The sequence below is a fragment of the Nostoc sp. genome (assembly GCF_036917655.1).
Lineage (GTDB): Bacteria > Cyanobacteriota > Cyanobacteriia > Cyanobacteriales > Nostocaceae > Nostoc.
Map to the genome: position 1 here is coordinate 43,947 of NZ_JBALCY010000062.1, position 23,515 is coordinate 67,461.

Sequence of the window (23,515 nt, forward strand, 5' to 3'; positions counted from 1 at the left end):
GTTAACCCAGATTATTAAACTCAACGAGGTTGTCACCAACCCCGTTGGTCTTCAAAACCGTGCATGAAAGTTTCCCTTCACACGGCTCCTCAGTAATTTGGTGCTTGTCACGCATACCTCATTACCCATTTATCCGCGACTTTTTCGAGTCTTCTGGTGGGCTTAGGTTCGGCACTGTTAAAGCCGGATTTTGTACCGAGACTACCATCACTGGCAGTCTTTTTATCGTGGCAATGTCTGTGTAGAAGTTGAAGATTTTTATACTCATCCTTTCCACCTTTTGATTTTGGGATGGTATGGTCAACTTCCATCACATCGTATTCGCGGAAAAACAATTCACAGTGGATACACTTCCCTTTTTGCTTTTTCAGGAGTTTTGCTACTCTGTTTGGCATTTCTGGGTTGTTACCCATTCTTGTACTCCAGTAAACCAGATTTCCGTCGTATGGTGACGATTCGCCTTTAACTTTCACATGACGTACTATTGGAGTGTCGGCATGGTTTAGTAACCGAAGTGGGGTTAATCCTTCCTTCCTGGTTGCGAATACCCAGTTATCACCGCTTATGGTTTGCCAATACTTTTTTGACACCCATTTCCCGGTCTTTCTGGGGTGGCGGCGTTTTGTCCAAGCGCTTAACTTTTGGTACATGAGGTAGTCAATATCTGAGTAAGCTTCCTTGCTTACTACAGTCGCGTAGTAGTTAGCCCATCCCCTGATGATTGGGTTTAAACGACTGATTAGCGCCGCTTGCGGTGCTGCCTTATGAGCTTCAATAACCCTAGCGATTTGTTCGTAATGTACCTTTTGTTTTTGCTTACTTGGGGTGATGATTGTCTTAAATCCCTGTTTTGAGTGATACTTTCCTTTTGGGAATTGTTGTATCTTAAAACCAAGGAAGTCGAATCCTGGTTTCTCTTGCTCATGCTGTATAAGGGTGTGAACAAGTCTCGTTTTGCTGGGTTTTAATTCCAAACCCATGCCATGTAACCATTCCGAGATTATTTTTCGGCATCTTTGGACAACGGTTATGTCTTCGTGGAGAATTACAAAGTCATCGGCATAACGGATTAAACTGAGGGCACGACTGTTTTCTCTTTTTTTCCCTTTTAACGTTTGTGCTTTATCATCCAAATCACCGTAAGTCTGTCTGCATATTCTGGGCATTACCCCAGACATTCGCTTCTGACTAAATCTCCCCTACTCGCTGCATACGGTTAGCACCTGCTCAGGTATTCGACCACACTTCGACAAGCTCGGTGCGTACCTGAGAGCATACGAGAGGTTATCTCGTTCCGAATGACCATACTATGTACCTTTAGAGCTATGCTATTCACCGGGTTTCTTGGAAGTGCAAATTGGTCAACTAGAAACTTGCCAACTCCTTTATCCTTTGCCTTTTGGCTCCAGCGTATTAAGCCTTATTTCGCTGGTTAAAAGTGACGATGATTCAGACGCATATTCAAGCTAGCGCTTTTACTCATGGGTACTTTGCTCGGTGCTTACCAACTTAGGCTGTCAGTATTAACACCTTTTTTACCCCGCTTCAGGCGTTGATAGCTAGTCTCTAACCTGGGGGTAATGCTTTCACCGTTGCACCTACGGGGTAGGATTTGAGGGTTCTAGGATACTACCTTCTCACCTACATGGTCATTCAGTTGTCAAGGTTCTGTACCTTGCGGCTAATCCCCCTAATCCTTGAAAGGATTGGTTTCTAGCCAACGATTCGCACATCTGGATCTATTCCCAGCGCTCTTAATTGTTCTGTCAATTGTTGCACCCTTTGTTCTGCTTGTTGAGCGCGTTGTGTTTCTTGTTGAGCGCGTTGTGTTTCTTGTTTTACTTGTTCTGCGGGCGTGAGATAGCGTTGTCCTTGCTCATCATACCAATACATCCATTCCCGCGTTACACCACAATAATTTCCCCTTTCACAACCAATTCCTAAGCCAATTTCTGGTAGCCAAACGGGGTTTCCCTCTTGCAATTCATACTTACCATTAACTAACTTATGTACTTCCAAATGCGGTTTGCGGCGGCGACGGGAGGAATAAATCACGTAATAAAGTACACCCAAAGCCGCATATTCATCCAATTTAGTAGTGTATTCCTTGCGATAATTTTGGGAAACTACTTCTAGTACGAAAATCGGTACAACATTTTCATCCCACAGCACATAACTGGGACGCAGTTCCTCATCATAAAACCGCTCTACCCCTAAGCTCAAAAACCCATCTGGCACAATGGGCGGTTTATCGGGGTGATAATAAATACCCATATCTATGGCAAAGAGCCAGTCCATGCGTTCTGCCCAAAGTATCAGCAGGATCGCCTTCAGCAAACCTGGTATCAATTCTTGCAGTTCATTATCCACGGGCGTTTCATCAGAGTCTGGTAGTTCTTCGGCTGAGGGCAAGTACCTTGGCAAGTTGTACTCTAACATGGCTGGTTTCCCCAAAACTGAAAGGATATTTGGCTCTATTTGACTCACCAGAATTATAGCGATTTCTCCGCTACTATATCAGTAGAGTACTAATGTATATACAAGTACTTTACTGACACTAATTGGCAGCTTTTAACTACTAGACAATCTTAAATATGCCAAAATAATCAGGAGTAAAATTTATTTGATACCTAAATTCTAACTATCACAATCCGATTATGTTGATGATGCAATGTTTTGCTTTGACTAAGGGATACCACTTGTGGTATTGAGAAACAGCCAAGATTCGATAGATATAATAGTCACTGGCTCGTTTGTTGGTTGTGCAGAGCATTGCCTCAGCTAAAGTTGTAGCCCAGTCAAGAATGCAGGCGTTTCTACCCCAATAAGGAAGTTGCTTAAGCCGATAAAATTTTGGTAACTCTTAACTATTAATAAATATATAGGTGCTTAGTGCTATTCATGCTTTATATTTAGCGACAGGGTTGTGCAAAACAGTCACTCATATTCAAATACTTAGGAGGCAGTACCCACTGGGAGTAACTCACGCTTCGATACCATCAGCACGTAGCGTAAGTAAAAGTTAAGTTGATATTAAAACGAATAATTTTTGCTGAATTGCGGCAGATAAAGACTAAACTAAAAAGTCTTGTGCAGCAAAACCTGTAGCTTTAAATGAAATAATCATGTCTAAGGTTCTTGTCTCCGATTCTATTGACCAAGCTGGAATTGACATTCTTTCCCAAGTTGCTACCGTTGATGTCAAACTAGGTCTAAAACCAGCCCAACTGCTTGAAATCATTGGTGAGTATGACGCGCTGATGATTCGCTCTAGTACACGCGTCACCCAAGAAATCATTGAAGCCGGCACCCAGCTAAAAATCATCGGTCGTGCTGGTGTGGGTGTGGATAATGTGGACGTTCCCACTGCCACACGGCGGGGAATTGTGGTTGTTAATTCTCCAGAGGGAAACACAATTGCCGCCGCTGAACATGCGCTAGCGATGATTTTGGCTTTGTCTCGCCATATCCCCGATGCTAACGCTTCGGTGAAACGCGGTGCGTGGGATCGCAATAGCTTTGTCGGCGCGGAAGTCTACAAAAAAACTCTCGGCGTTGTCGGTTTGGGTAAAATTGGCTCCCATGTTGCCTCTGTAGCTAAGGCAATGGGGATGAAACTCCTAGCTTATGACCCTTTTATTTCTACAGACCGAGCCGAACAACTTGGCTGTCAGTTGGTGGAGCTAGATTTACTCTTCCAGCAAGCAGATTATATTACGCTACACATCCCTAAAACCCCAGAAACTACCCACTTAATCAATGCCACAACTCTGGCAAAAATGAAACCCACAGCCCGGATTATCAACTGCGCTCGTGGTGGGATCATTGATGAAGTAGCTTTAGCAGCAGCTCTGAAAGCGGGTAAAATAGGGGGTGCAGCCTTGGATGTGTTTGAGTCAGAACCACTGGGTGAATCTGAGTTGCGATCGCTAGGTAAGGAAGTTATCCTCACCCCCCATTTGGGAGCCTCTACCGCAGAAGCTCAAGTGAATGTAGCCATTGATGTTGCCGAACAAATTCGGGATGTACTTTTAGGATTACCAGCCCGTTCAGCCGTCAACATTCCTGGACTCGGCCCCGACGTGTTGGAAGAACTCAAACCCTACATGCAACTAGCAGAAACTCTAGGTAATTTAGTCGGACAGCTAGCTGGCGGACGGGTGGAAGTACTCAATATTCGACTGCAAGGCGAACTCGCGACCAACAAAAGTCAGCCTTTGATAGTAGCTGCCCTCAAGGGATTACTTTACCAAGCTTTGCGGGAACGAGTAAATTACGTAAATGCCAGCATAGAAGCCAAAGAACGGGGAATTCGGGTAATTGAAACCCGCGATGCTTCCATTCGAGACTATGCTGGCACACTGCATCTAGAAGCCACGGGTACTTTAGGTACTCATTCTGTCACAGGTGCTTTGTTGGGTGAGCGCGAAATCCATCTGACTGACGTTGACGGTTTCCCAATTAACGTCCCACCCAGCAAATATATGTTGTTTACCCTGCACCGCGATATGCCAGGGATAATCGGCAAACTTGGTTCCCTACTCGGCAGTTTTAATGTGAATATTGCCAGTATGCAAGTAGGTCGTAAAATTGTCCGTGGTGATGCGGTAATGGCTCTGAGTATAGATGACCCCTTACCTGAGGGCATTTTGGGCGAGATTATTAAAGTCCCTGGTATTCGGGACGCGTATACGGTAACACTTTAATTTTGGATTTCGGATTTTGGTGAGGTAGCCCCCGTCTTCTCCCAAGGGGAGACGCGAAGCGGGATGGCGGTTCCCATCGTTAGCGGTAGCGTTCGCGTTCGCGTAGCGTCTCGTAGAGAGGAACGAGCGTCTGGGGGACTGCCGTTAGCGACGTAGGAGCGTCACCCGAAGGGATTTTGGATTGGTAATGGCTAATTGCTCATTGTTTTTCGCATTGGTCATTAACCGTTACCTAGTCCCCAATCTAAAATCTAAAATCTAAAATCTAAAATTATATGGCAAACACCTGGTGGGAACTACAGATTTTATGTGAGCCAGACCTAGAAGATTCGATCTTTTGGCGACTGGAAGATTTTGGCTGTCGTGGCACAGCTAGTGAAAACAAAGGAAATTTATCTTTAGTAAGGGCTTATCTGCCGACAATTCAAACACAGCTACTTGATTTGGCAGCGCTGTCGCTGTGGCTGCGTCAAGATGCCCTCTGTGTTGGACTTTCATCTCCCTCACTGCAATGGCAGTTAATTGATGAGGAAGATTGGGCGACTAGCTGGAAACAATATTGGCATCCGCAAGAAATAGGCGATCGCTTCCTAATTAACCCCGCTTGGCTACCATTACCAGAAACAACGGAACGGTTAGTGATTCGTCTTGACCCTGGCGTAGCATTTGGTACAGGCAATCATGCCACTACGCAACTATGTTTGGAATCCCTGGAAATGCGGCTGAGTGGAATTCCTCAGTCGTTTGTGGGTGCTAGTGGCAAACATGAACATCTGGTAATTGCGGATATTGGCTGTGGTTCTGGTATCCTTTCGATTGGGGCGCTGCTACTGGGAGCAGAGAAAGTCTATGCAATAGATACTGACCCTTTGGCTGTGCAATCAACTATCAGTAATGGTGCCCTGAACGACATTAGTCCAGAACGTTTACTACCAGCATTAGGAAGTGTAGACATTTTGACAAAACTGGTTGAAAACCCAGTGGATGGTATCGTTTGCAATATTTTGGCTAATGTGATTATTGAATTAGTTCCAGAAATGAGTGCGATCGCTAAACCTGAAACTTGGGCGATCTTCAGTGGTATCTTATTGGAACAATCTAAAGCTGTTGCTGATGCCTTAGAAAAAAATGGTTGGGTCGTTGCTACCCTATGGAAACGAAAAGAATGGTGTTGCTTGAATGTCCGGCGTTCTTAACCCAATAGATACTAGTACACTGTGGCGTCAGTTTGCCTACCTTTAACAAGTTGCTCAAGCAATTGTCTAGTTAATTGAGATGGTAGCTAGATTTCTGCCAAGCTGTACTAGTACTGTGATCTCAAACAATCAAAGTTAATAATTCCAGACCTGAATGGAATCGTTAATTTAGTGCGATCGCTATCTTGTCCCAGTTACAGAAACAATGGTGAGAAATGATGCAGAATCAACATGTCCACCATCAATCCTCTAGTAAACTGTGGCTGTAATTGACACTCTCTGTAGCTTTAGCCACTGAGATTCTACAGACAGAATTAGTTTAATCTAATTCTCGCTACGGTGGTCAAACACCGTCTAGTGAGTCAGCTTAAGAAACTTAAGCTTTCCCCTTACTTTTGAAATTTTCTCACCTTTCTAGAAAACTTCGCAAACTTACTTTTTATTCACGCTGTCTACATTTAAGTAGGGTGTAACCGCTTAGAAAACTTGTTTTTTGAAGTCTTATATTTCTTGTTAGGTGAAACTCTTTATTATTTTAATATATCACAAAGTAGGGGAGAATCAAGAAAAACTTAGGTGACTGAAGTCACACGAGTCGCTTATATCTCAGCGTCTTTAGACCCTGAGTTTTACGCTTACCGAGATTTTCTATAAATAATCCGGTTAAACAATTTTTCAACTTCAAATACCTGATATAGCGGGGATTGCAAAATAAAACGATTGAACAATTTAAGCTATCTCTCTCTGGTAGACTTAATTTTCAGCCAAAAAATCTAATATAAAGGGTTAAGCAATTTTATAAACCTTTTACTCATAAGAGTTTGGGCTAGTTAAAAATCAAGTTATGAATGGTAGTGATAATTATTATCATAATTGAGAATTGCTGGTAAGTTATTTTTGCGCGAGTCCTAAGCATATAACTAGACCTAATACCTAATCAGCCCTTCAACAGAGATAGGCGATCGCTACAAACATCCCTACGCTAGAGGTGATTAACCAAGTGTCTCCCTAAGATGAAATAGCATCGTTAGGAGATAAATCTCAAAGACGTGAAGGTATATAACGACAAGCGATCTCACTGGATAACTAGCGAACCGTTAGACAAAAGCGTTGAATGGGATGCAGACATCGTTGAAGCTCGCGAAAACGAATTGATTAGTTGGACTTCAGTTAAAGATGCAGATATTGCCAACTCTGGTTCTGTCCGCTTCAAGCCAGCACTCAACGATCGCGGCACTGAGGTCAAAGTCGTCACAGGATACAACCCATCGGGTGGAACGATTGGAGATGCAATTGCCAAACTCTTTGGCGAAGGACACGATTAACCCTAATAACAATTAAAAACTTATCAAAAGAGGAAAAGCAATGAAAGCAGTTTGCTGGCAAGGAACCAACAAGGTAGAAGTCGAAACCGTACCCGATCCCAAAATCATTAATCCGCGTGATGCGATCGTGAAAATCACGTCAACGGCGATCTGCGGCTCTGATTTGCATCTGTATAACGGCTTCAACCCCGCAATGAAACCGGGCGACATCTTGGGGCATGAATTCATGGGAGAGATCGTTGAACTAGGCAGCGCCGTTAAAAATAAAAAAGTTGGCGATCGCGTCGTTGTCCCCTTTACGATTTCCTGCGGATCATGTTTCTTCTGCAATCGCGATTTATGGTCGCTGTGCGATAACTCTAACCCCAACGCTTGGATGGCGGAAAAAATGATGGGTCATTCCCCATCGGGTCTTTTCGGCTACTCCGATCTGACTGGGGGCTACGCTGGAGGTCAAGCTGAATATGCCCGCGTTCCCTTTGCCGATGTCGGGTTATTCAAGATTCCTGATGGACTGGCAGATGAACAAGTCCTATTTTTCACTGATATTTTCCCTACTGGTTATATGGCAGCAGAAAATTGTGACATCCAACCAGGAGATACGGTGGCGATTTGGGGTTGCGGTCCAGTTGGGCAGTTTGCCATCAGAAGTGCCTTGATGCTGGGTGCTGGGCGCGTCATTGCGATTGATCGCGTTCCTGAACGGCTCCAGATGGCAAAAGATGGTGGAGCTGAAGTTTTGAACTATGAAGAAACCGAGGTGGGTGAAGCCCTCAAAGAAATGACTGGGGGTCTTGGTCCTGATTCGGTCATGGATGCGGTGGGAATGGAAGCTCACGGCATGGGTTTGGAAGGCTTCTATGACAAGGCGATGCAAGCGGTACGAATAGAAACAGATCGACCCAATGTATTGCGTCAAGCGATCGTTGCCTGTCGTAAGGGCGGTACGGTGTCGGTTCCCGGTGTTTACACGGGCTTTGTAGACAAGATGCCGATGGGTGCTTTCATGAACAAAGGCTTAACCATGAAAACAGGACAAACGCACGTGCATCGGTATTTACAGACGCTACTCGATCGCGTTCAAAACGGCGATATTGACCCTTCGTTTGTAATCACCCACAGTCTGCCGCTAGAGCAAGCCCCGCACGGCTACGAAATCTTTAAGCATAAGAAAGACAACTGCATCAAGGTCGTGCTCAAGCCGGGTCAGGCTGCTTGAAACCCATGCTCACAAACACCGTGATCAACGGTAGTACTTATTTACCGTTGATCTGAGCAGTATATTGGGAGGAATAAGGTAAAATTTTCTCCCTTATAGACCTGCAAACCACTCATAGCCCTGATCCTCCCAATAGCCTTTAATCGGTAACAAATTACTGACAAATGTAATTTGAGTCACCCACTTGCTTTGCTTGTAGCCCAGTTTAATTGGGGATGCTAGGCGCATGGGCGCACCATTATCAGCTGATAATGGTTGTCCATTCTTTTGATAAGCCATGAGAGTTTGGGGATGTACAGCAGAGGCAATATCCCAGCTTTCATAGTAGCCATCAGCAGATTTGAAGTAGACATAGCGGACATTTGACTTAGGCTGTACCAGTGCTACTAAGTCTCGTAATTGCACCCCCCCCCATTGAACGATCGCAGCCCAGCCTTCAACACAGATATGGCGAATCACCATTGAAGTCAAGGGAAGTTTTTGAATATCTGCCATGCTCAATTGCATCGGATTATTAACCTCGCCATCAATCGTCAGGCGAAACTGCGCCGGATCAATTTGCGGAGTGAAGTCAAAGGTATTAATCAGCAATTTGTCTGCTTCTATGGCACTAACAGGAAATTCAGGTACAGGTTTTGGAGTTAGCAGGAGTGCTTCAAGACGTTGGTTTAGTGGCTCAGATATTTGCCGCACATTATCCGAAAACAAATTTGTCCCACAGCCACCGAGAAGAAAGCCTACCCCTGAAAGTCCAGATAGTTGCAGTAACCGGCGACGGGATAGGGTATGTTTGGGAAGAATCAGACTCATAGAACCTCTACAGGAACATAGATTTAACTAGACGGATGCTTCCTACCTTCAGAGCAAGTAAGGAATGAGCAATTGTAAACATTATGACTGTGGGAACAGTGATAAAGTGAACAGTGCGTAGAGTCTGCCAACTACCAAACAGCCCGGAAAGCCAATGCAGTTGGGCAGGTTTGTACATCGCCAGACCACTCAAGATTGCCAGCAGCAGCACTGGAATAATAGCAGTGTAAACTAGCCGATGCCATGCGTAGTTCTTGCGCTTTGGGTTCTGGCTGACTTGCAATGCTTTTAAGTCACCGCGATCGACAAAGCGACGCTGCCAACGACGAGTTACAAAGATATAAAGTCCATACCAAAGTAAGTTCAGCGAAAACAGCCACATAGCAGTAAAATGCCAATTTCTGCCACCCCCTAGCCAACCTCCTAGCAACAGAAAGTCAGGAAAATGCCAACCTTCACGCCCTCCAAATACCGGATTGGCATTATAGATTTGTAGTCCGCTAGTGATCATCAAGATTAGACTGATGATATTAATCCAGTGAAAGGTCTTTGATAGGAAAGTCTGACTTGGTGTTGAGGGAACTTTACGTTTTGATGAGGTCATACCAATTTTGGATTTTGGATTTTGGATTTTTAGATTGTTCTCAGTCAGACTTTTGGATTTGAGATTTTTAAGTAGTTGGACAGAATTAATTACACAATGTCATTGCAAGCGAAGTGAAGTAATCCCAGCCTTTGTGATTGCTTGGCTTTGTTCGCAATGATGGTAAATATTTTTGTACTTATATTGTTCCCAGTTAGAGTTTCCGATTGGGTCTTCTAATCCAAAATCTAAAATTGGCAATCTAAAATTGGCACGTCTCACAGAGGTTGAGTGGGAAATAACGGAGCCAGCCAAAGTTGCACCTGGACATCCCAACCGAGAAGAATAGCAATTGCTGTAGCCACGATCGCCACGCCACCAATCCGCTGCAACGCTGCACTATGGGAGCGGAGATTGAGGATTCGTTGGCTGAGTATTCGCCCACCGTAGGCGATCGCTAACAGAGGCAAACCTGCTCCGATTCCATAGGCAACCAGTAACCAAAATGCACCTGCGACTTGGTGATTAACCGCTGCTAGTACTAAAATTCCCCCCAAAACCGGCCCAGCACAGGGAGTCCACAAAAGCCCCAACTGAGTCCCTAACCAAAACTCTCCCATAAGTCCGATTCGCGGGTTTTTTTTAGCCCAATTGCCGACTGGAATGTAAGTAAATATTCGGTAACTCCAGGTGGGAAAAATTGCGAGTAATCCCAAAAATAAAAGGAGTGCGATCGCACCATTCCGTAATAAATTAGCCAAGCCTGTAAACCAGTCTGCTGTTACACCTAGTAAACTACCTGCTAGTGCAAAACCAGCGATTAATCCCCCTACCAGTGCTACTGGGCCGTAGTTATGGGATTGGAGCGATCGGCCTAATAATACAGGCAAAATCGGTAAAACACAGGGTGAAACCACATTTAGAACGCCCCCCAGTAAAGCCAGACTAATTGATAGAGTAGAAGTCGTCATAATTCCTTCTACCCCAATAGCTGGCGGATAGTTTGCTCTATTTTTTCATATGCCCCTTCACCAATATGGTCATATTGCAGTAACCCCTGACGGTCAGCCAAAAACATATGAGGCCAATACTGATTTTCGTAAGCATTCCAGGTTTTATACTCGTTATCAACTGGAACCGGATAAGTAATCTGGTGTTGTCGTAACGCCTTTTTTATATTGTTCGTGTCTCGCTCAAAGGCAAACTCTGGTGTGTGGATGCCAATCACCTTAAGTCCCTGCGACTCATACTGCCGATGCCATCTAGTGATGTAGGGCAGGGTACGCTGGCAATTAATACAAGCAAAAGTCCAAAACTGGATTAAAACAACACTACCTTTGAGGTCAGCGATCGACAGAGGTGTAGAATTAAGCCACTGACTGATATCCTGAAACTCTGGCAAACTCTTGCCTGCCGGAGATTTGACTGCAATAGTTTCCGAGTCTTGCATATTGTCACTTTTTGCAGGAGAGATAGAAGGGGCATTCACTTTTCTGAAGTTGGAAAATGTTGTGACTGCACCGATTCCGACAACCCCTAACCCAAGATAAAAAAGTAACTGACGCCGGCGGAGCAGGTTGTAATTCATCAGAATTTCTCCTGTTGAGGTGAAAGCGCCAAAGTATAGGAATTAGATCAAGATTTTTCTGGTAACCAGCGCCTATACTTAGCACAAGAAAAGTGAGATGCAAGGCTAAGTGTAGCTAGGGCTTGGTGGAAGCAGGGGATTGCTTCATAGCATCACCAGCTTTATCTTTGCTCATCGCACCGCCAGCTTTATCTTTGCTCATCGCATCGCCAGCTTTATCTTTGCTCATCGCATCGCCAGCTTTATCTTTACCCATCGCATCTTTGCCCATCGCACCGCCAGCTTTATCTTTACCCATCGCATCTTTGCCCATCGCACCGCCAGCTTTATCTTTGCTCATCGCATCGCCGGCTTTATCTTTGCCCATAGCATCTTTGCCCATCGCATCTTTGCCCATCGCACCGCCGGCTTTGTCTTTACTCATTGCAGGAGAGGCTTCAGGAGCAATTTGATTATTGCTTGCAGGAGTGCTAGAGCAAGCAGTGAGACTGGTAGTTAAAATCAGACCAGCGATTAAAGAAAGTGTTTTCCAGTTCATAGTCTTCCTTTGTCCTTTGGATAGTTGTTTTTGTATTGATTGATTAGAGGAAATTAAGCTACAAGCAGATTCATAAAGGCTATTGGGGTAAAGAAGATGTCTTCTTGTAGAAGACTCCATCAGACTTTTGCTACTAATGTTTAAGTTATCCCGAACATCAAAAGTATGTCAGTTAGGACTGAGAGCTTATTGAAACGAAGCCATGATTTTCATAAATTTATGCCTTGAGAAAATTTAGTTGATTCTCAGCATTTTCTCAGGCTATCATGGTAGTTCAAAGCCACAACCTAATTTAGGTATTTTCTCAGCGAAACCTCATTCTGAAATGAAGAGTGCTGAGTTCAGAGTTCCGAGTTCCCAGTGCTGAGTTAAAAGACCGCCCACAAGGGGCGGGGCTTTTACCATAGGGCAAAAGTACTGAGTACTCTTCTTACTCATAACTCAGTACTCAGTATGGTAAATGAACGCAACTTAGCATAATTAACAATGCCTTCATTGCACTGATGTTATTGTGACTAGACCCAGAAGATCATATCGCCTAATCCACAGAGTTTCAGAACAAACATATCTCTGGCTGGCTATCCTGAACTTTGGAACTAATGATTATCATTATTGCTTAAATGCCCAGAAATTAATTCTTTGGGACAATTTCTTCTTTGGAAGTCCCTAATTTATGGGCGACAGAGGAATAAAGCGACTTTTAAGCAACTGTTGGGAATATTTATGCAAATCTTACTATCATGTCAGCGCTAACTAGTGATTAGGGTGGGCACTGTTACCCACACTAACACTCTAACTTGCTACTGCCTCAGCAGGGGCTGCCTCAACAGCAGCTACGGGTGAGTAAACACTAACTTTTTTACGGGTTTTGCCCTTTCTCTCAAACGTTACAACACCGTCGATTAAGGCAAATAAAGTGTCATCGCTACCAATACCGACGTTATTACCAGGGTGAAATTTGGTGCCGCGCTGACGCACAAGAATGTTTCCTGCACGTACAACTTGACCGCCATAACGCTTAACACCCAGACGTTGGGCGTTAGAATCACGACCGTTGCGTGTACTACCTGTTCCTTTCTTATGAGCCATAATTTCCTCTTGTGTATCTACTTCTTTTTATTATTCAGCAGCGGTTTCAACTTCTTCGGCAGAAGTGTCATCTGCAACGGGGGTTTCCTTCTCCGTTTCTCCTTGGGCAGCAAACACTGCACCGTTAAGGGTGATGGAGTCAATCATAAGTCTGGTAATTTCTTGACGATGCCCCCGCTTTTTGCGGGTTTTCTTTTTTGGCTTCATTTTGTATACCAAGACTTTACGACCCCTGAAATGTCGCAGTACAGTCCCTTCTACAGTCGCACCTGTCACTAGTGGCTGTCCAATAGTGACTTCGCCATCGTGCTGCACGAGTAATACGGAATCTATTGTAACTTTTTCATCTGGTTCGGTCGTAAGCAGTTCAATGTCGTAAAACCGCCCTGGCTCTACTCGTATTTGTTTGCCGCCAGTTTCAATAATTGCGTAGGTCATGGAATTGTCCTTGAGGTTGCCGTACAGGTAGCTGGTTTTGATCTCCTGTAGAGACGCTTTTGCCAGCTTTTGTAATATGTCTACCTGATCCGAGCAGGAATTAGACAGACAATCTAACATAATATTTTATTAACAGGTGTAAAGTCAAGCTCTAAGAGGATTTTTGAATTAGTTAAAATAAACAAACAGCCCTCTGACGCCGGAATTTTAATAGGCTGGATTTGCCTGAAATATCCTTGCTTGATGCTGGAGCAGGGTTTGAATAATTAGAATATGAGCTAAGTTGAGCGATCGCAGTTCATACTTCTCGCCCCAAAGGTTCATATTCAGTTTAATTTCGCTATCCTAATGATCAAATTACTTGTTTACATATCTCCCTTATATTCTTTTAACAATTGCGGAATGTGATCATACCCATCTACACCGATAACCGCAATGATTTTAGGGCGATGTTGCTGTAAGAACTTTTGGAAAGCTTCTGGCCCTATTTGTCCTCGTAAAATTGTCAGTAACCCTGCCGGTTGACGCCACTCGCTAGAAGCTATCTGCTCCAAAAGATACATTCCCAAGCAGCCTGTGTAAACGGTTTTTTCGGAATTTTGGAGATGGTAATAAGCTTCTGCTAAATAAGCTAAGTTCCGCCCTTGGAGATACAAATCACCAGAAACTTGCGCTGTTTTAAAGCCATCTTCAAGATATTTAATTGCCGTTTGGTGTTGTCCAATTACTAAATAGGCAATTCCTAAGCTACTGACACATAAAGCTTTACTTTGAATATCACCTAATTTTTCTGATAATTTTAAACCTTGTTCCAAATAGTTAATTGCGGCTTCATAAGTTTCGGGTTCTAGATTTTCCAGTTCCTGAGCCTGCATAACTTCGCTGTAACCTAAATTTACCAGCGCGTTTGCCTCTCCTGTGCGATCGCCGGCTTGCCGACTTAGAATTAATGCCCGTTGACTATAGTTAATTGCCTCAGCATAATTTTGCTGCTGCACATAGGTACGGCTGAGGTGGTTGAGATTGGCAATCTCACAGGGGCGATCGCCTGCATTCCTGGCTATCTCTAGCGCCTGCTGATGAAAATCAAGTGAGCGCTGATATTGTCCCAAAGCACGCTGAGAATAACCTAAGAGTGTCAAAATCCGCGCCTTTTCTTGAGTTCCCTCACCTCTTCGCAATGGTTCATCCAAATAATCGAGGGCATCTCGCAAATAAGTGCCAGTAAAAGAGGCAAAAATCCCACCGTAAAAGGGAAAATACGGACGCTGGGCAAAGGTTCGCAAAATCTGGAGCATGATTTGAGAACAGGCATCGCCATACACTGTCCCAATGCTGCCAAAACCACTTGCTAATTGACTCCAAATCACTGCAAAAGTCAAGAAAGTCGAAATGGACAACTTTGGCCCGGCTTTAACATCGTAAGCTTGTTGGTCAAACCAGTTAATTAGTCCCCGTTGCAAGTACTGTAAAATCAATGCCATTTCCACCCAATCTCTAAGGGTGATTCCCCGTTGTCGCTGGGCAAACTCAATTGCAGATTCTTCCATAGCCAAAGTGCGAAGCAGTACTTTGGGTAACTCACTATTGAGTTGTTTAGCCCAACTTGCCCAAGGGCCACGTTCTCCGGGTACGCCACCAAATCCTAAAGCTTCTTTTTGCTCGTACATCCAACTGAGCAAGTTGTCTTGCAATCGCTGCCAAGAAGCTAAACCACGGGTAATACCTTCGGAAAATTGTTCTAAATCAGCATCTGCCTGGGCAAATTGCTGTAATGCTTTTGACAATTGCTGTAGCTGTTGCAAATTTAGGGGATACTTCTGATTGGGGTCAGTAACCCGTAAAAATGTCGCCAGCCGCTCGTCAGCAGGGGCTGTGGTAATTTCTGTAACTGCAAAGGCGATCGCTTCTGTAGCTTTGTTTTGCTCTTGCCAGCGTTGCCATTGACTTTGAATGGTCTTAATGGCTCTCAAACTCCGAGTCGCCTTGCCTTTCTTGAGTTCGTCTTTTTCACTATCTACTTGGCTTTGGAGGGCATTCAGGCGATCGCTCAAAGCTAGCTCAAAGACTTCCCCTGTACCGGAAGTGATCCCTTTAAGCAGCATTTGATACACCATCTCAACAGAGCTAATTTTGCCCTTGAGGGTGGTTTCGACAATTTCATCGATTAAGGCAAGATAGCGATCGCGCAATGGCAGAGATTCTGACACTTTGGCTATTAGAGAACGTCACATCAATTCTAATTCTAGTCTTGACAGAGATGAAGGAGTGGGGAAAATTTGGAATTTCAGTAGTTCAAAAGTTTTCCAGAAGCTTTAAGCTGATGTGCAGCTAAATTGTATAACACGAAAACGTAAAATTATTGTAGTGCGGGCATCTTGCCCGCGTCGCATATACAAATTAAATACGCAACAGCTTTATCAGCCCTTCATTTGAACTGGGAAATGCAATCCACCGAAATCAGCTGATGATTTGCCGCTCATTTACCTCGGTTCTGGATGGACTTTCTTATGAGCGTGACTACTCGCGATCTCCAGCCTCAAAAACATTGGCTGAAACCTTTATTTTTTCAGCCAAGTTTTAGAGTTACTGAATTTTTTAAGTGTCTTACTTTATCATCATTTTTCTTCTATAAAAAAATAATATACACAAACGTAATCAGCATTCTTTCTAAGAGTAGATTTGTAAAAAAGAGGTGGCCAATTCTACCAATTTTTACAATACTAAGAAAGATTTTTTCTAGCAGGCTGAGGCTAGTTCTCTAATAATTACAGCTACAAATTATTTTCCCCTGCTCCCATCCTCTTCAAGTCCGTCCCATGAGATTGGCAATTACAGCTGCTAACTCACCCGGATTAACTGGCTTGGGGACATGGAGTTGAAAGCCTGCCAATAGTGCTTGCGTGCGATCTTCTGCCCTAGCATAAGCTGTCAGCGCCACTGCTGGAATCCCTCCTCCTTGGTCTGTTGGCAGGGCCCTCACTTGACGAATTAGGGTGTACCCATCTTCTTGTGGCATACCAATATCGCTCACTAGTATATGGGGTTTAAATTCTTGCAGGGCAAGCAGTGCTTCACAAGCAGACGCAGCTGCTATGACTTGGGTGCCATACTGTCTCAGAATTGTGGTGAGCAAGTGACGCGCGTCTGCCTCATCATCGACGATCAGCACCCGCAAGTCATCTAGCTTCGGCAGGTAATTATTAACCTCTTGGGCATCCACGGGAGATGAAAGCTGCTCTGCCGTATTAGCCTCTACATAAACGGCTTTCATTGGCAGATTCACAATGAATGTCGCCCCCTGTCCAATTCCTGGACTTTCGGCAGAGACTGTGCCACCGTGTAATTCTACCAAGTGGCGGACGATCGCTAACCCTAATCCTAGTCCACCATGCGATCGCGTGCTGGAACTGTCAGCTTGACGAAAGCGTTCAAATACATGGGACAGGAATTCGGCAGCAATTCCCCCTCCCGTATCACTCACCCGAATTTGCACATAGGATTCAATGCGCTCCAATTGCACATCAACTCTTCCCCCCTTGGGTGTAAACTTGACGGCGTTGGCGAGCAAATTCCACACAACCTGTTGCAAGCGGTTGGCATCACCCACAACTACCCCTACTTCCGGGTCGCATCTACAGTTGATGCTAATCTCTTTGGCCTGGGCTGCTGGGTACACAGTATCGATTGCTGCCTCTACAAGTGGTACAAGTTTTACTCGATGAATATTTAGATGGAGTGTGCCTCTAATAATCCGCGAGACATCTAGGATATCTTCGATCAGTTGCGTCAGGGATTTGGTGTTACGCTCAATTGTCTCTTGCGCCCTGGCAGTAGTAGTCTCATCAAACTTACGACTCCTAAGTAGCTGCGTCCAGCCCAATATGGCGTTTAGGGGTGTGCGGAGTTCGTGGGAAAGTGTGGCGAGAAACTCATCCTTCATGCGGTTTGCAGTTTCTGCATCGGCGCGTGCTGCTTGTTCGCGCTCAAGCAATTGTTCGCGTTCTTGCTCTGCTTGCTTGCGATCGCTAATGTCAATCATAAATCCATGTAGTAGCTGCGGCCCATTCTCATCCCGCACGACATTCACAATGTCATACAACCATACGACTCTGCCATCAGCTGCCAACACCCTGTATTCAAATTCGTAATTATTCAGCGATCGGGAAGATTCTTGGCTATGCTGGATCGCCCACTCCCGATCTTCTGGATGCATGTGTTTTGACCAGAAATTATCGGTATACCAGTCTGATAATGGATAGCCAAGAATCTCAACGGTTTGCGGCCCTACATAGGTAAAATTTCCGGTAGTGGCATTTACTTCCCAAGGAATCATGCGGACTTTTTCTGTGAGTGTCTTTAACCGTTTCTCGCTCTGTTTAAGAGCTGCTTCTGCTAACTTGTGAAGTGTAATATCTGTGATTAGAGCAACAAATCCTTCAACTTTCCCTTGCTGACTGAATTGGGGAACGTAAGTGACATTCAGGTAATGGTTTATGCCATCTTTATCGGGTAATTGGGTTTCATAAGTTACCTGCTCTCCTGAAAGTACCGTTTCTACATAAGGAAGAATTGACTGATAAACCGACTCTCCCAAAATTTCTCTAATGTGTTTACCATAAATTTCGGAAGCCGGAAATCCAAACCAGTCTTCATATCCTTTGTTATTAAAGCGATAACGCTGCTCCCCATCAACATACGAAATCTGGACGGGCACAGCATTTGTAATCAGGCGCAGTTCATCTTCTCGTTGGCGGAGTGCTTTTTCTGCTTGCTTACGTTCTGTGATGTCGCGTTGAGTTCCCCACGCTCTGACTAAAAGCCCATTTTCGACAATTCCCACCAGATTATTCAAAAAATATTTGGAATTACCTTGCTGATCTCTTTTGTGGGACTCTGCATCGATTAATCGGTAGTTAGAACGGATAAAACTACGCAGGTATGCAATATTATCTGGATCGGAGGGAACGAGAAAGTCTCCTAGTCTGGCGCTGATCATTTCTTCGGGACGAGAAAAGCCATACATCTGCGCCATAACATTGTTGCATTCCCCCAGGTAAACATATTGGTAAAAATGTTGAATTTGTCCATCTTCTGGACAATCTGGCGAGATTGGTACTTCCAGTTCGATGCACCAAATACCTTCTGAACTATGTTCTAAAAAAGCGCGGTAGCGTTCTTCGCTTTTGCAAAGGGCAAGCTCTACTTGTTTGCGTTCGCTTAAATCAAGTACAACAGAGATAATATCATCTGGATTATTTTCTAACAAAGCAGAACCTAATAGGATGGGAACACGACTATGATCTTTGCGAATATATTCGTTCTCAAAGGGCTGACACACACCTTTGGTTGTGAGTTCTGCGTTAGCGTTCGCGAAGCGTCTCGTAGAGAAGCTCACCGTTCGCGCAGCGTCTCGTAGAGAAGGTATCGCACTGTTGTTGGCTTCAATATATTCTGGTGCTACTATGTCGCGCCATCGGACTCGCCCTGCTAGCAAATCCTCCTGCGAATAACCTACTATTCGTAAAAAAGCATCATTAGCCTCTGCGTAGGCGTAGCCCGCCGTAGGCATCGCTCCATCCATATTGACTACAATTACCCCAATCATGTTGGAATCTACCAACCTTTTAAACCTTGCTTCGCTCACCTGTAGCTTCTGCAAACTCATTTGAAGATGTTGTTTGGCAGTGCGTAACTCTGAGTTGAGCAAGCTAATAAGTATTGTCACCAGCACAAACAAGCCTAACCGCACTATGCTGTCTAAACTCGCAACGAAAAGCGAAAAAACTGGCTCTAAAAAAAAGTAACTGACGGCTAAAGTAGACAAAGCGGTAGCCAGTAACCCTGGTTCCATACCGCCATACCAGGCACTAAGCGCCACGGCAGCAAAAAACAGCAGGAAAATAGTTGGTTCCACTAGTGGCTGTAGCAGTAGTGTTAGTAGCAATGCGCTACCAACAGCCAATAATGTCACAGCATAGTGCGTTAGAAGGAAACGTGTTCCTTTCAATGTGGCTTCTCCTTTGATCCAGCTAGCTAAAAGATTATTCCCAAAATCAGCTAGATATGCGTAGGCGTTGCCCGTCGTAGACATCGCTCAACACCTATTATGCATCGGAAAAATCCATACCTTAGCAGTTAGTTGCTACGGATCTATCTAAAGTAGTAAAGCTTAGTTTTAGCAAAGGTTCAATAACCTGATAATTATCGCTCTAATTATATATATATTTTTTAAGCCTCTGTCCAATAGTAGAGATTTATTAAGTTTTTAAATTAATTTCCTTTAGTATATAAGTCATCATTTCACCTTTACCCTTAACCACAATTAAACCTCGTTTCTCCAATAAGTATTTATCCTTTAAAAGCTGATAAGTTGCTTCACAAACCTGGATACTACCTGCTATACCATGTGATTCCATTCTACTAGCTGTATTAACTGTATCTCCCCAAAGGTCGTAGGCAAACTTTTTCAGCCCAATCACCCCTGCCACAACTGGCCCTGTACTAATGCCAATACGGATGCTAAAAGATTGGTTATTTTCTTCGTTAAACGTAGCTATAGCCTTTTGCATATCCAAAGCCATATTAGCTATTACTGGAGCATGGTTATTAGACTTATTTGGCAACCCCGCAACAGCCATATATGCATCGCCAATCGTCTTGATTTTCTCTACTCCATGACGTTCTGCCAATTGGTCGAACAAACAGAATATTGTATTTAATAACTCGACTAATTCCGCAGGAGATGTCCGAGTTGAAAGCTCTGTAAAGCCAACAATATCGGCAAATAGCACCGTAACTTCTAGAAAGCTATTGGCAATAGTTGTATACTGTTGTTTTAATTGTTCTACAATCATCTCTGGTAGAATATTTAGTAGCAGCATTTCTGATTTTTGCTGCGCTAGTTCCATTGCCTTCCGGGCGTAAAATTCTTTTTTTCGCAAGCGTTCGTATAAATAGACAGAGAAGACACAAATTAGGCAAGTCCAAAATAAGTATAAACCCTGCTCCATGTAAAAAGCGAATGGATTTTTTAATATAGGATTATATAAAATATATAAAATTAAATAGCAAAGAATTGTGCCAATTTGCGAAATTAAATGTATCCACCATTGCACTGGAACGATTGTAGCCTGAGTGAGAAACATCAGAGTCCAAATATTACTTCTAGGTTCCAGACTATTAAACAACAAAGCTATATCAATTTGGACAGCACAAGTTACAGACCAGCATAAAATCAAAAAAATTAAGTTTGGGTAACGACGACCTATAGAGGTTTTACATAAACCCCAACAAATGAGTATGAAGAGTTCTACTACAATCCCGATTTTAAAAGCGTATATCTTGCCTGCTAATTCTGAATTTGCCCAAAGAAAAAAAGCGATCAAAGTCAAGCCAGCTACTAGAATAATCTGCGCTTGCAATTGCAGCCGTTTCAGCTGAAAGCTCTGTCGCTGTTCTTTGTAGGATTCGGCAAGATTATTGTTGATTTGCCCATAGGACATTCCGTGACTAATGAGCGCATCTAGTTGGGTTTTATCTGAGTTATTTGGATGAATCATGCACTTTTTGCGTTATTAGTAATTAAGGGAGTAGGGAGTGGGGAGTGGGGAGTGGGGAGTGGGGAGTGGGGTACAGATTATTCCCTATCACCTGTCACCTGTTTTCTAAACCAATACCCAATTAAATGCTAAAAAGTCGGGATAAGGCTCTAAATGGTTCGCACCCCCACATTAAATTTTGATCGTGGCACATTAATTTTGCATCCACCACCACGCGGTAAAGGTTGGATGGATTATGCTACGTGGGATGATCGAGTTGAAAAATTCCGCATTCCGGCAATTAGATACCGATCGCTAGTGGAAGCACTACAAGCGGAAGATGTTTATTTTATCGATGAGGCGAAGCAATTTTATCCTGTAGATTTGGTTCCTAGTCTGGAAATGGAACCCTATGCGCACCAGACTGAGGCGCTAGCAGCTTGGAAACTGGCGGGTAGACAAGGGGTCGTTGTGCTTCCCACTGCGGCGGGAAAGACTTATTTGGCGCAAATGGCGATGCAGTCAACGCCGCGCACGACGCTGATTGTGGTGCCAACTTTGGATTTAATGCATCAATGGTATGCCCACTTGGTAGCGGCTTTCCCCGATGCTGAGGTGGGATTGCTGGGAGGTGGTTCGCGGGATAGAACAGCAATTTTAGTTGCAACTTATGATAGTGCAGCAATTCACGCCGAAACGTTGGGAAATCAATATGCATTGCTTGTTTTTGATGAATGTCATCATTTACCGACAGATTTTAATCGGGTGATTGCTGAATATGCGATCGCACCTTATCGGCTGGGACTCTCTGCGACACCGGAACGCACTGATGGTAAACACGCTGACTTAAATATCCTCATTGGTCAAGAAGTATATCGCAAACGCGCTGAGGATTTGGCGGGGAAGGCGTTAGCAGAACATGAAATTGTCCAAATTAAGGTAAAGTTATCGCAACTTGAGCGGGAAAGATACAATCAACTAATTCAAACCCGCAACGATTTTTTGAAGCAATCTAAGATTTCTTTGGGGAGTCTTCAAGGTTGGCAAATGTTCGTGCAAATGAGTGCGCGATCGCAATCTGGACGGAGAGCGATGTTAGCGCACCGGGAAGCGAAAGATATCGCTTTGGGTACTGATGGGAAGTTGCGAATTTTGGTTAATTTATTGGCAGAACATTATCCCGCAAGAATTTTGATTTTTACTGCTGATAATGCGACGGTTTACCGCATTTCTCAAGAGTTGCTAATTCCGGCAATTACTCATCAAACTCCTGTGAAGGAACGGCATGAAATATTAACAAAGTTTCGAGAGGGTAAATATAATACTTTGGTTGCTTCTCATGTGTTGAATGAAGGTGTTGATGTGCCTGCGGCTTCTGTAGCGATTATTTTATCGGGAACAGGTTCGGCTAGAGAGTATACTCAGCGGTTGGGGAGGATTTTACGGAAGGGGAATATTGAGAATAAACAGGCGATTTTATATGAGGTGGTAGCGGAAGATACGAGTGAGGAGGGGACTTCGGCTAGGCGAAGAGGGGAGAGGAAAGCAGGGGGAGCAGGGGGAGAAAAAGAGAGGAAAGGGAAGTTACAGGTTGTGTATGGGAGTGGAAAGGAACGGAGTTTGAAGGCTGCGGAACAGTTAGAAATTAATTATTCAATCCAAAATCCAAAATCTAAAATCCAAAATTCAGCAGATGTTACCGACAGATTTACTGATGCATCGCCAAAACGGGGAGGAGATCATCCCGAAGAGACTGAAGATTGATCAGAAAACTTCGGAGTTAGCGATTGAGTTAATTAATTATTTTGAATCAGCAGTGGGGAAGACTCAGGGTGTACTTGAGCGACAACTGACTGATTTTGAAGGAGATTCTACAGATTATCGGGTGAAGCGGGGATTAGCTTATATTGTCAAAAGCAGTTTTTGCACTTTTGAGGTGGTTAGCCCTCTGGAACCACAGATGTTAAGAGAACGGGTGTTTTCGCTGGCTTCAAAGTCTGTTTCTAGTCGGGAATCAACACAAGTTACTCTTGGTAAAGTTGCTGATGAGTTAACTCAAGAACTTGAACGGGAAGTTTTATTAGAACAGGTTCGGAATGGACTATATGCTGATTTATCTGAAAATAAGATTTTGACTGTTTTTGATGCACCAACAGCGCCAGATTTATTAAATCGATATAACTTATCTCAGGTGCAGGGTGTATTTTATAAAGCCAGTCAACTGGTGTTAAATGCTCATCGGAATGTTCCGGGTGAATATAAGCTGTTATTTCGCTATCTGAAGTTGTTTCAATTGATGGCTTATATTGAGGGTGATGCTGACCACGGGTTTACAATTACCATTGATGGGCCGACGAGTTTGTTTAATCCTAGTACGCGGTATGGGTTAGCGATCGCAAAACTTATTCCTGCTTTACTTCACGTTACTAGATGGAGTCTTTCTTCGATTCTCCAAAGCCGTGATGCTTATACAAATACTTGG

The 23,515-nt window shown here is 43.9% G+C and carries 18 protein-coding genes; 6 read left to right on the plus strand and 12 right to left on the minus strand.

The annotated features are described in order from the left end of the window. Positions 1-107 precede the first annotated feature (107 nt). Both V7K30_RS21175 and V7K30_RS21180 read right to left on the minus strand, forming a co-directional pair. Complete coding sequence (locus V7K30_RS21175; RefSeq protein ID WP_335002596.1) at positions 108-1,166, minus strand: group II intron reverse transcriptase; 1,059 nt, start codon at positions 1,164-1,166, stop codon at positions 108-110. A gap of 547 nt (positions 1,167-1,713) precedes the next feature. Further along, positions 1,714-2,439 (minus strand): Uma2 family endonuclease, encoded by a 726-nt coding sequence (locus tag V7K30_RS21180; protein ID WP_335002628.1) that lies wholly within the window; start codon positions 2,437-2,439, stop codon positions 1,714-1,716. Positions 2,440-3,125: 686 nt separating this feature from the next. On the opposite strand from V7K30_RS21180, the gene serA reads away from it, so the two are divergent. The 4 genes from serA to V7K30_RS21200 all read left to right on the plus strand — a co-directional run bounded on the left by serA (position 3,126) and on the right by V7K30_RS21200 (position 8,446). Then, the gene (gene serA, locus V7K30_RS21185) at positions 3,126-4,706 is read left to right on the plus strand and encodes a phosphoglycerate dehydrogenase (RefSeq protein WP_335002598.1); all 1,581 of its coding nucleotides are present in this window, start codon (positions 3,126-3,128) and stop codon (positions 4,704-4,706) included. 275 nt (positions 4,707-4,981) lie between these two features. Continuing rightward, on the plus strand, positions 4,982-5,902 hold the full coding sequence (gene prmA / locus V7K30_RS21190; protein ID WP_335002600.1) for a 50S ribosomal protein L11 methyltransferase: 921 nt from the start codon (positions 4,982-4,984) through the stop codon (positions 5,900-5,902). Between the two features lie 1,049 nt (positions 5,903-6,951). After that, positions 6,952-7,227 (plus strand): SRPBCC family protein, encoded by a 276-nt coding sequence (locus V7K30_RS21195; RefSeq protein WP_335002602.1) that lies wholly within the window; start codon positions 6,952-6,954, stop codon positions 7,225-7,227. 40 nt (positions 7,228-7,267) lie between these two features. After that, the gene (locus V7K30_RS21200) at positions 7,268-8,446 is read left to right on the plus strand and encodes a zinc-dependent alcohol dehydrogenase (RefSeq protein WP_335002604.1); all 1,179 of its coding nucleotides are present in this window, start codon (positions 7,268-7,270) and stop codon (positions 8,444-8,446) included. Between the two features lie 93 nt (positions 8,447-8,539). Here the strand turns inward: V7K30_RS21200 and V7K30_RS21205 are convergent, their stop codons facing one another. From V7K30_RS21205 to V7K30_RS21250, 10 genes are all read right to left on the minus strand, one after another. Further along, positions 8,540-9,256 (minus strand): molybdopterin-dependent oxidoreductase, encoded by a 717-nt coding sequence (locus tag V7K30_RS21205; protein WP_335002606.1) that lies wholly within the window; start codon positions 9,254-9,256, stop codon positions 8,540-8,542. A gap of 7 nt (positions 9,257-9,263) precedes the next feature. Continuing rightward, positions 9,264-9,860, minus strand: coding sequence for a cytochrome b/b6 domain-containing protein (locus V7K30_RS21210; protein ID WP_335002608.1), 597 nt, complete (start codon positions 9,858-9,860; stop codon positions 9,264-9,266). A 257-nt stretch (positions 9,861-10,117) separates the two neighbouring features. After that, positions 10,118-10,810 (minus strand): cytochrome c biogenesis CcdA family protein, encoded by a 693-nt coding sequence (locus V7K30_RS21215; protein WP_335002610.1) that lies wholly within the window; start codon positions 10,808-10,810, stop codon positions 10,118-10,120. 8 nt (positions 10,811-10,818) lie between these two features. Then, complete coding sequence (locus V7K30_RS21220) at positions 10,819-11,427, minus strand: thioredoxin family protein (protein WP_335002612.1); 609 nt, start codon at positions 11,425-11,427, stop codon at positions 10,819-10,821. A 115-nt stretch (positions 11,428-11,542) separates the two neighbouring features. Continuing rightward, positions 11,543-11,965: a hypothetical protein gene (locus tag V7K30_RS21225; RefSeq protein WP_335002613.1), complete on the minus strand. Its 423-nt coding sequence runs from the start codon at positions 11,963-11,965 to the stop codon at positions 11,543-11,545. A gap of 792 nt (positions 11,966-12,757) precedes the next feature. Beyond that, entirely contained in the window at positions 12,758-13,054 is a 297-nt protein-coding gene (rpmA, locus tag V7K30_RS21230; protein WP_292762385.1) for a 50S ribosomal protein L27, read from the minus strand. 30 nt (positions 13,055-13,084) lie between these two features. Then, positions 13,085-13,492 (minus strand): 50S ribosomal protein L21, encoded by a 408-nt coding sequence (gene rplU / locus V7K30_RS21235; RefSeq protein ID WP_335002630.1) that lies wholly within the window; start codon positions 13,490-13,492, stop codon positions 13,085-13,087. 365 nt (positions 13,493-13,857) lie between these two features. Beyond that, positions 13,858-15,702, minus strand: a complete 1,845-nt coding sequence (locus V7K30_RS21240) for a tetratricopeptide repeat protein (RefSeq protein ID WP_335002614.1) — start codon at positions 15,700-15,702, stop codon at positions 13,858-13,860. A 596-nt stretch (positions 15,703-16,298) separates the two neighbouring features. Next, positions 16,299-19,586, minus strand: a complete 3,288-nt coding sequence (locus tag V7K30_RS21245) for a PAS domain S-box protein (protein WP_335002616.1) — start codon at positions 19,584-19,586, stop codon at positions 16,299-16,301. Positions 19,587-19,752: 166 nt separating this feature from the next. Then, positions 19,753-21,054 (minus strand): adenylate/guanylate cyclase domain-containing protein, encoded by a 1,302-nt coding sequence (locus V7K30_RS21250; RefSeq protein ID WP_335002618.1) that lies wholly within the window; start codon positions 21,052-21,054, stop codon positions 19,753-19,755. A 153-nt stretch (positions 21,055-21,207) separates the two neighbouring features. Here V7K30_RS21250 and V7K30_RS21255 point away from each other — a divergent pair, with 153 nt between their 5' ends. Then, complete coding sequence (locus tag V7K30_RS21255) at positions 21,208-22,797, plus strand: DEAD/DEAH box helicase family protein (RefSeq protein WP_335002620.1); 1,590 nt, start codon at positions 21,208-21,210, stop codon at positions 22,795-22,797. After that, positions 22,727-23,515, plus strand: a 789-nt coding sequence (locus V7K30_RS21260; protein WP_335002622.1) for a DUF790 family protein, incomplete at its 3' end; no start/stop codon positions are given. The genes V7K30_RS21255 and V7K30_RS21260, both read left to right, overlap by 71 nt.

Excerpts from the sequence above, each read along its gene's own strand:
- V7K30_RS21175 (WP_335002596.1), bottom strand. The coding sequence starts at position 1,166 with ATGCCCAGAATATGCAGACAGACTTACGGTGATTTGGATGATAAAGCA.
- V7K30_RS21200 (WP_335002604.1), top strand. The coding sequence starts at position 7,268 with ATGAAAGCAGTTTGCTGGCAAGGAACCAACAAGGTAGAAGTCGAAACC.
- V7K30_RS21180 (WP_335002628.1), bottom strand. The coding sequence starts at position 2,439 with ATGTTAGAGTACAACTTGCCAAGGTACTTGCCCTCAGCCGAAGAACTA.
- V7K30_RS21220 (WP_335002612.1), bottom strand. The coding sequence starts at position 11,427 with ATGAATTACAACCTGCTCCGCCGGCGTCAGTTACTTTTTTATCTTGGG.
- serA (WP_335002598.1), top strand. The coding sequence starts at position 3,126 with ATGTCTAAGGTTCTTGTCTCCGATTCTATTGACCAAGCTGGAATTGAC.
- V7K30_RS21245 (WP_335002616.1), bottom strand. The coding sequence starts at position 19,586 with ATGTCTACGACGGGCAACGCCTACGCATATCTAGCTGATTTTGGGAAT.
- rpmA (WP_292762385.1), bottom strand. The coding sequence starts at position 13,054 with ATGGCTCATAAGAAAGGAACAGGTAGTACACGCAACGGTCGTGATTCT.
- V7K30_RS21255 (WP_335002620.1), top strand. The coding sequence starts at position 21,208 with ATGGTTCGCACCCCCACATTAAATTTTGATCGTGGCACATTAATTTTG.
- V7K30_RS21225 (WP_335002613.1), bottom strand. The coding sequence starts at position 11,965 with ATGAACTGGAAAACACTTTCTTTAATCGCTGGTCTGATTTTAACTACC.
- prmA (WP_335002600.1), top strand. The coding sequence starts at position 4,982 with ATGGCAAACACCTGGTGGGAACTACAGATTTTATGTGAGCCAGACCTA.
- V7K30_RS21250 (WP_335002618.1), bottom strand. The coding sequence starts at position 21,054 with ATGATTCATCCAAATAACTCAGATAAAACCCAACTAGATGCGCTCATT.
- V7K30_RS21215 (WP_335002610.1), bottom strand. The coding sequence starts at position 10,810 with ATGACGACTTCTACTCTATCAATTAGTCTGGCTTTACTGGGGGGCGTT.
- V7K30_RS21205 (WP_335002606.1), bottom strand. The coding sequence starts at position 9,256 with ATGAGTCTGATTCTTCCCAAACATACCCTATCCCGTCGCCGGTTACTG.
- V7K30_RS21210 (WP_335002608.1), bottom strand. The coding sequence starts at position 9,860 with ATGACCTCATCAAAACGTAAAGTTCCCTCAACACCAAGTCAGACTTTC.
- rplU (WP_335002630.1), bottom strand. The coding sequence starts at position 13,492 with ATGACCTACGCAATTATTGAAACTGGCGGCAAACAAATACGAGTAGAG.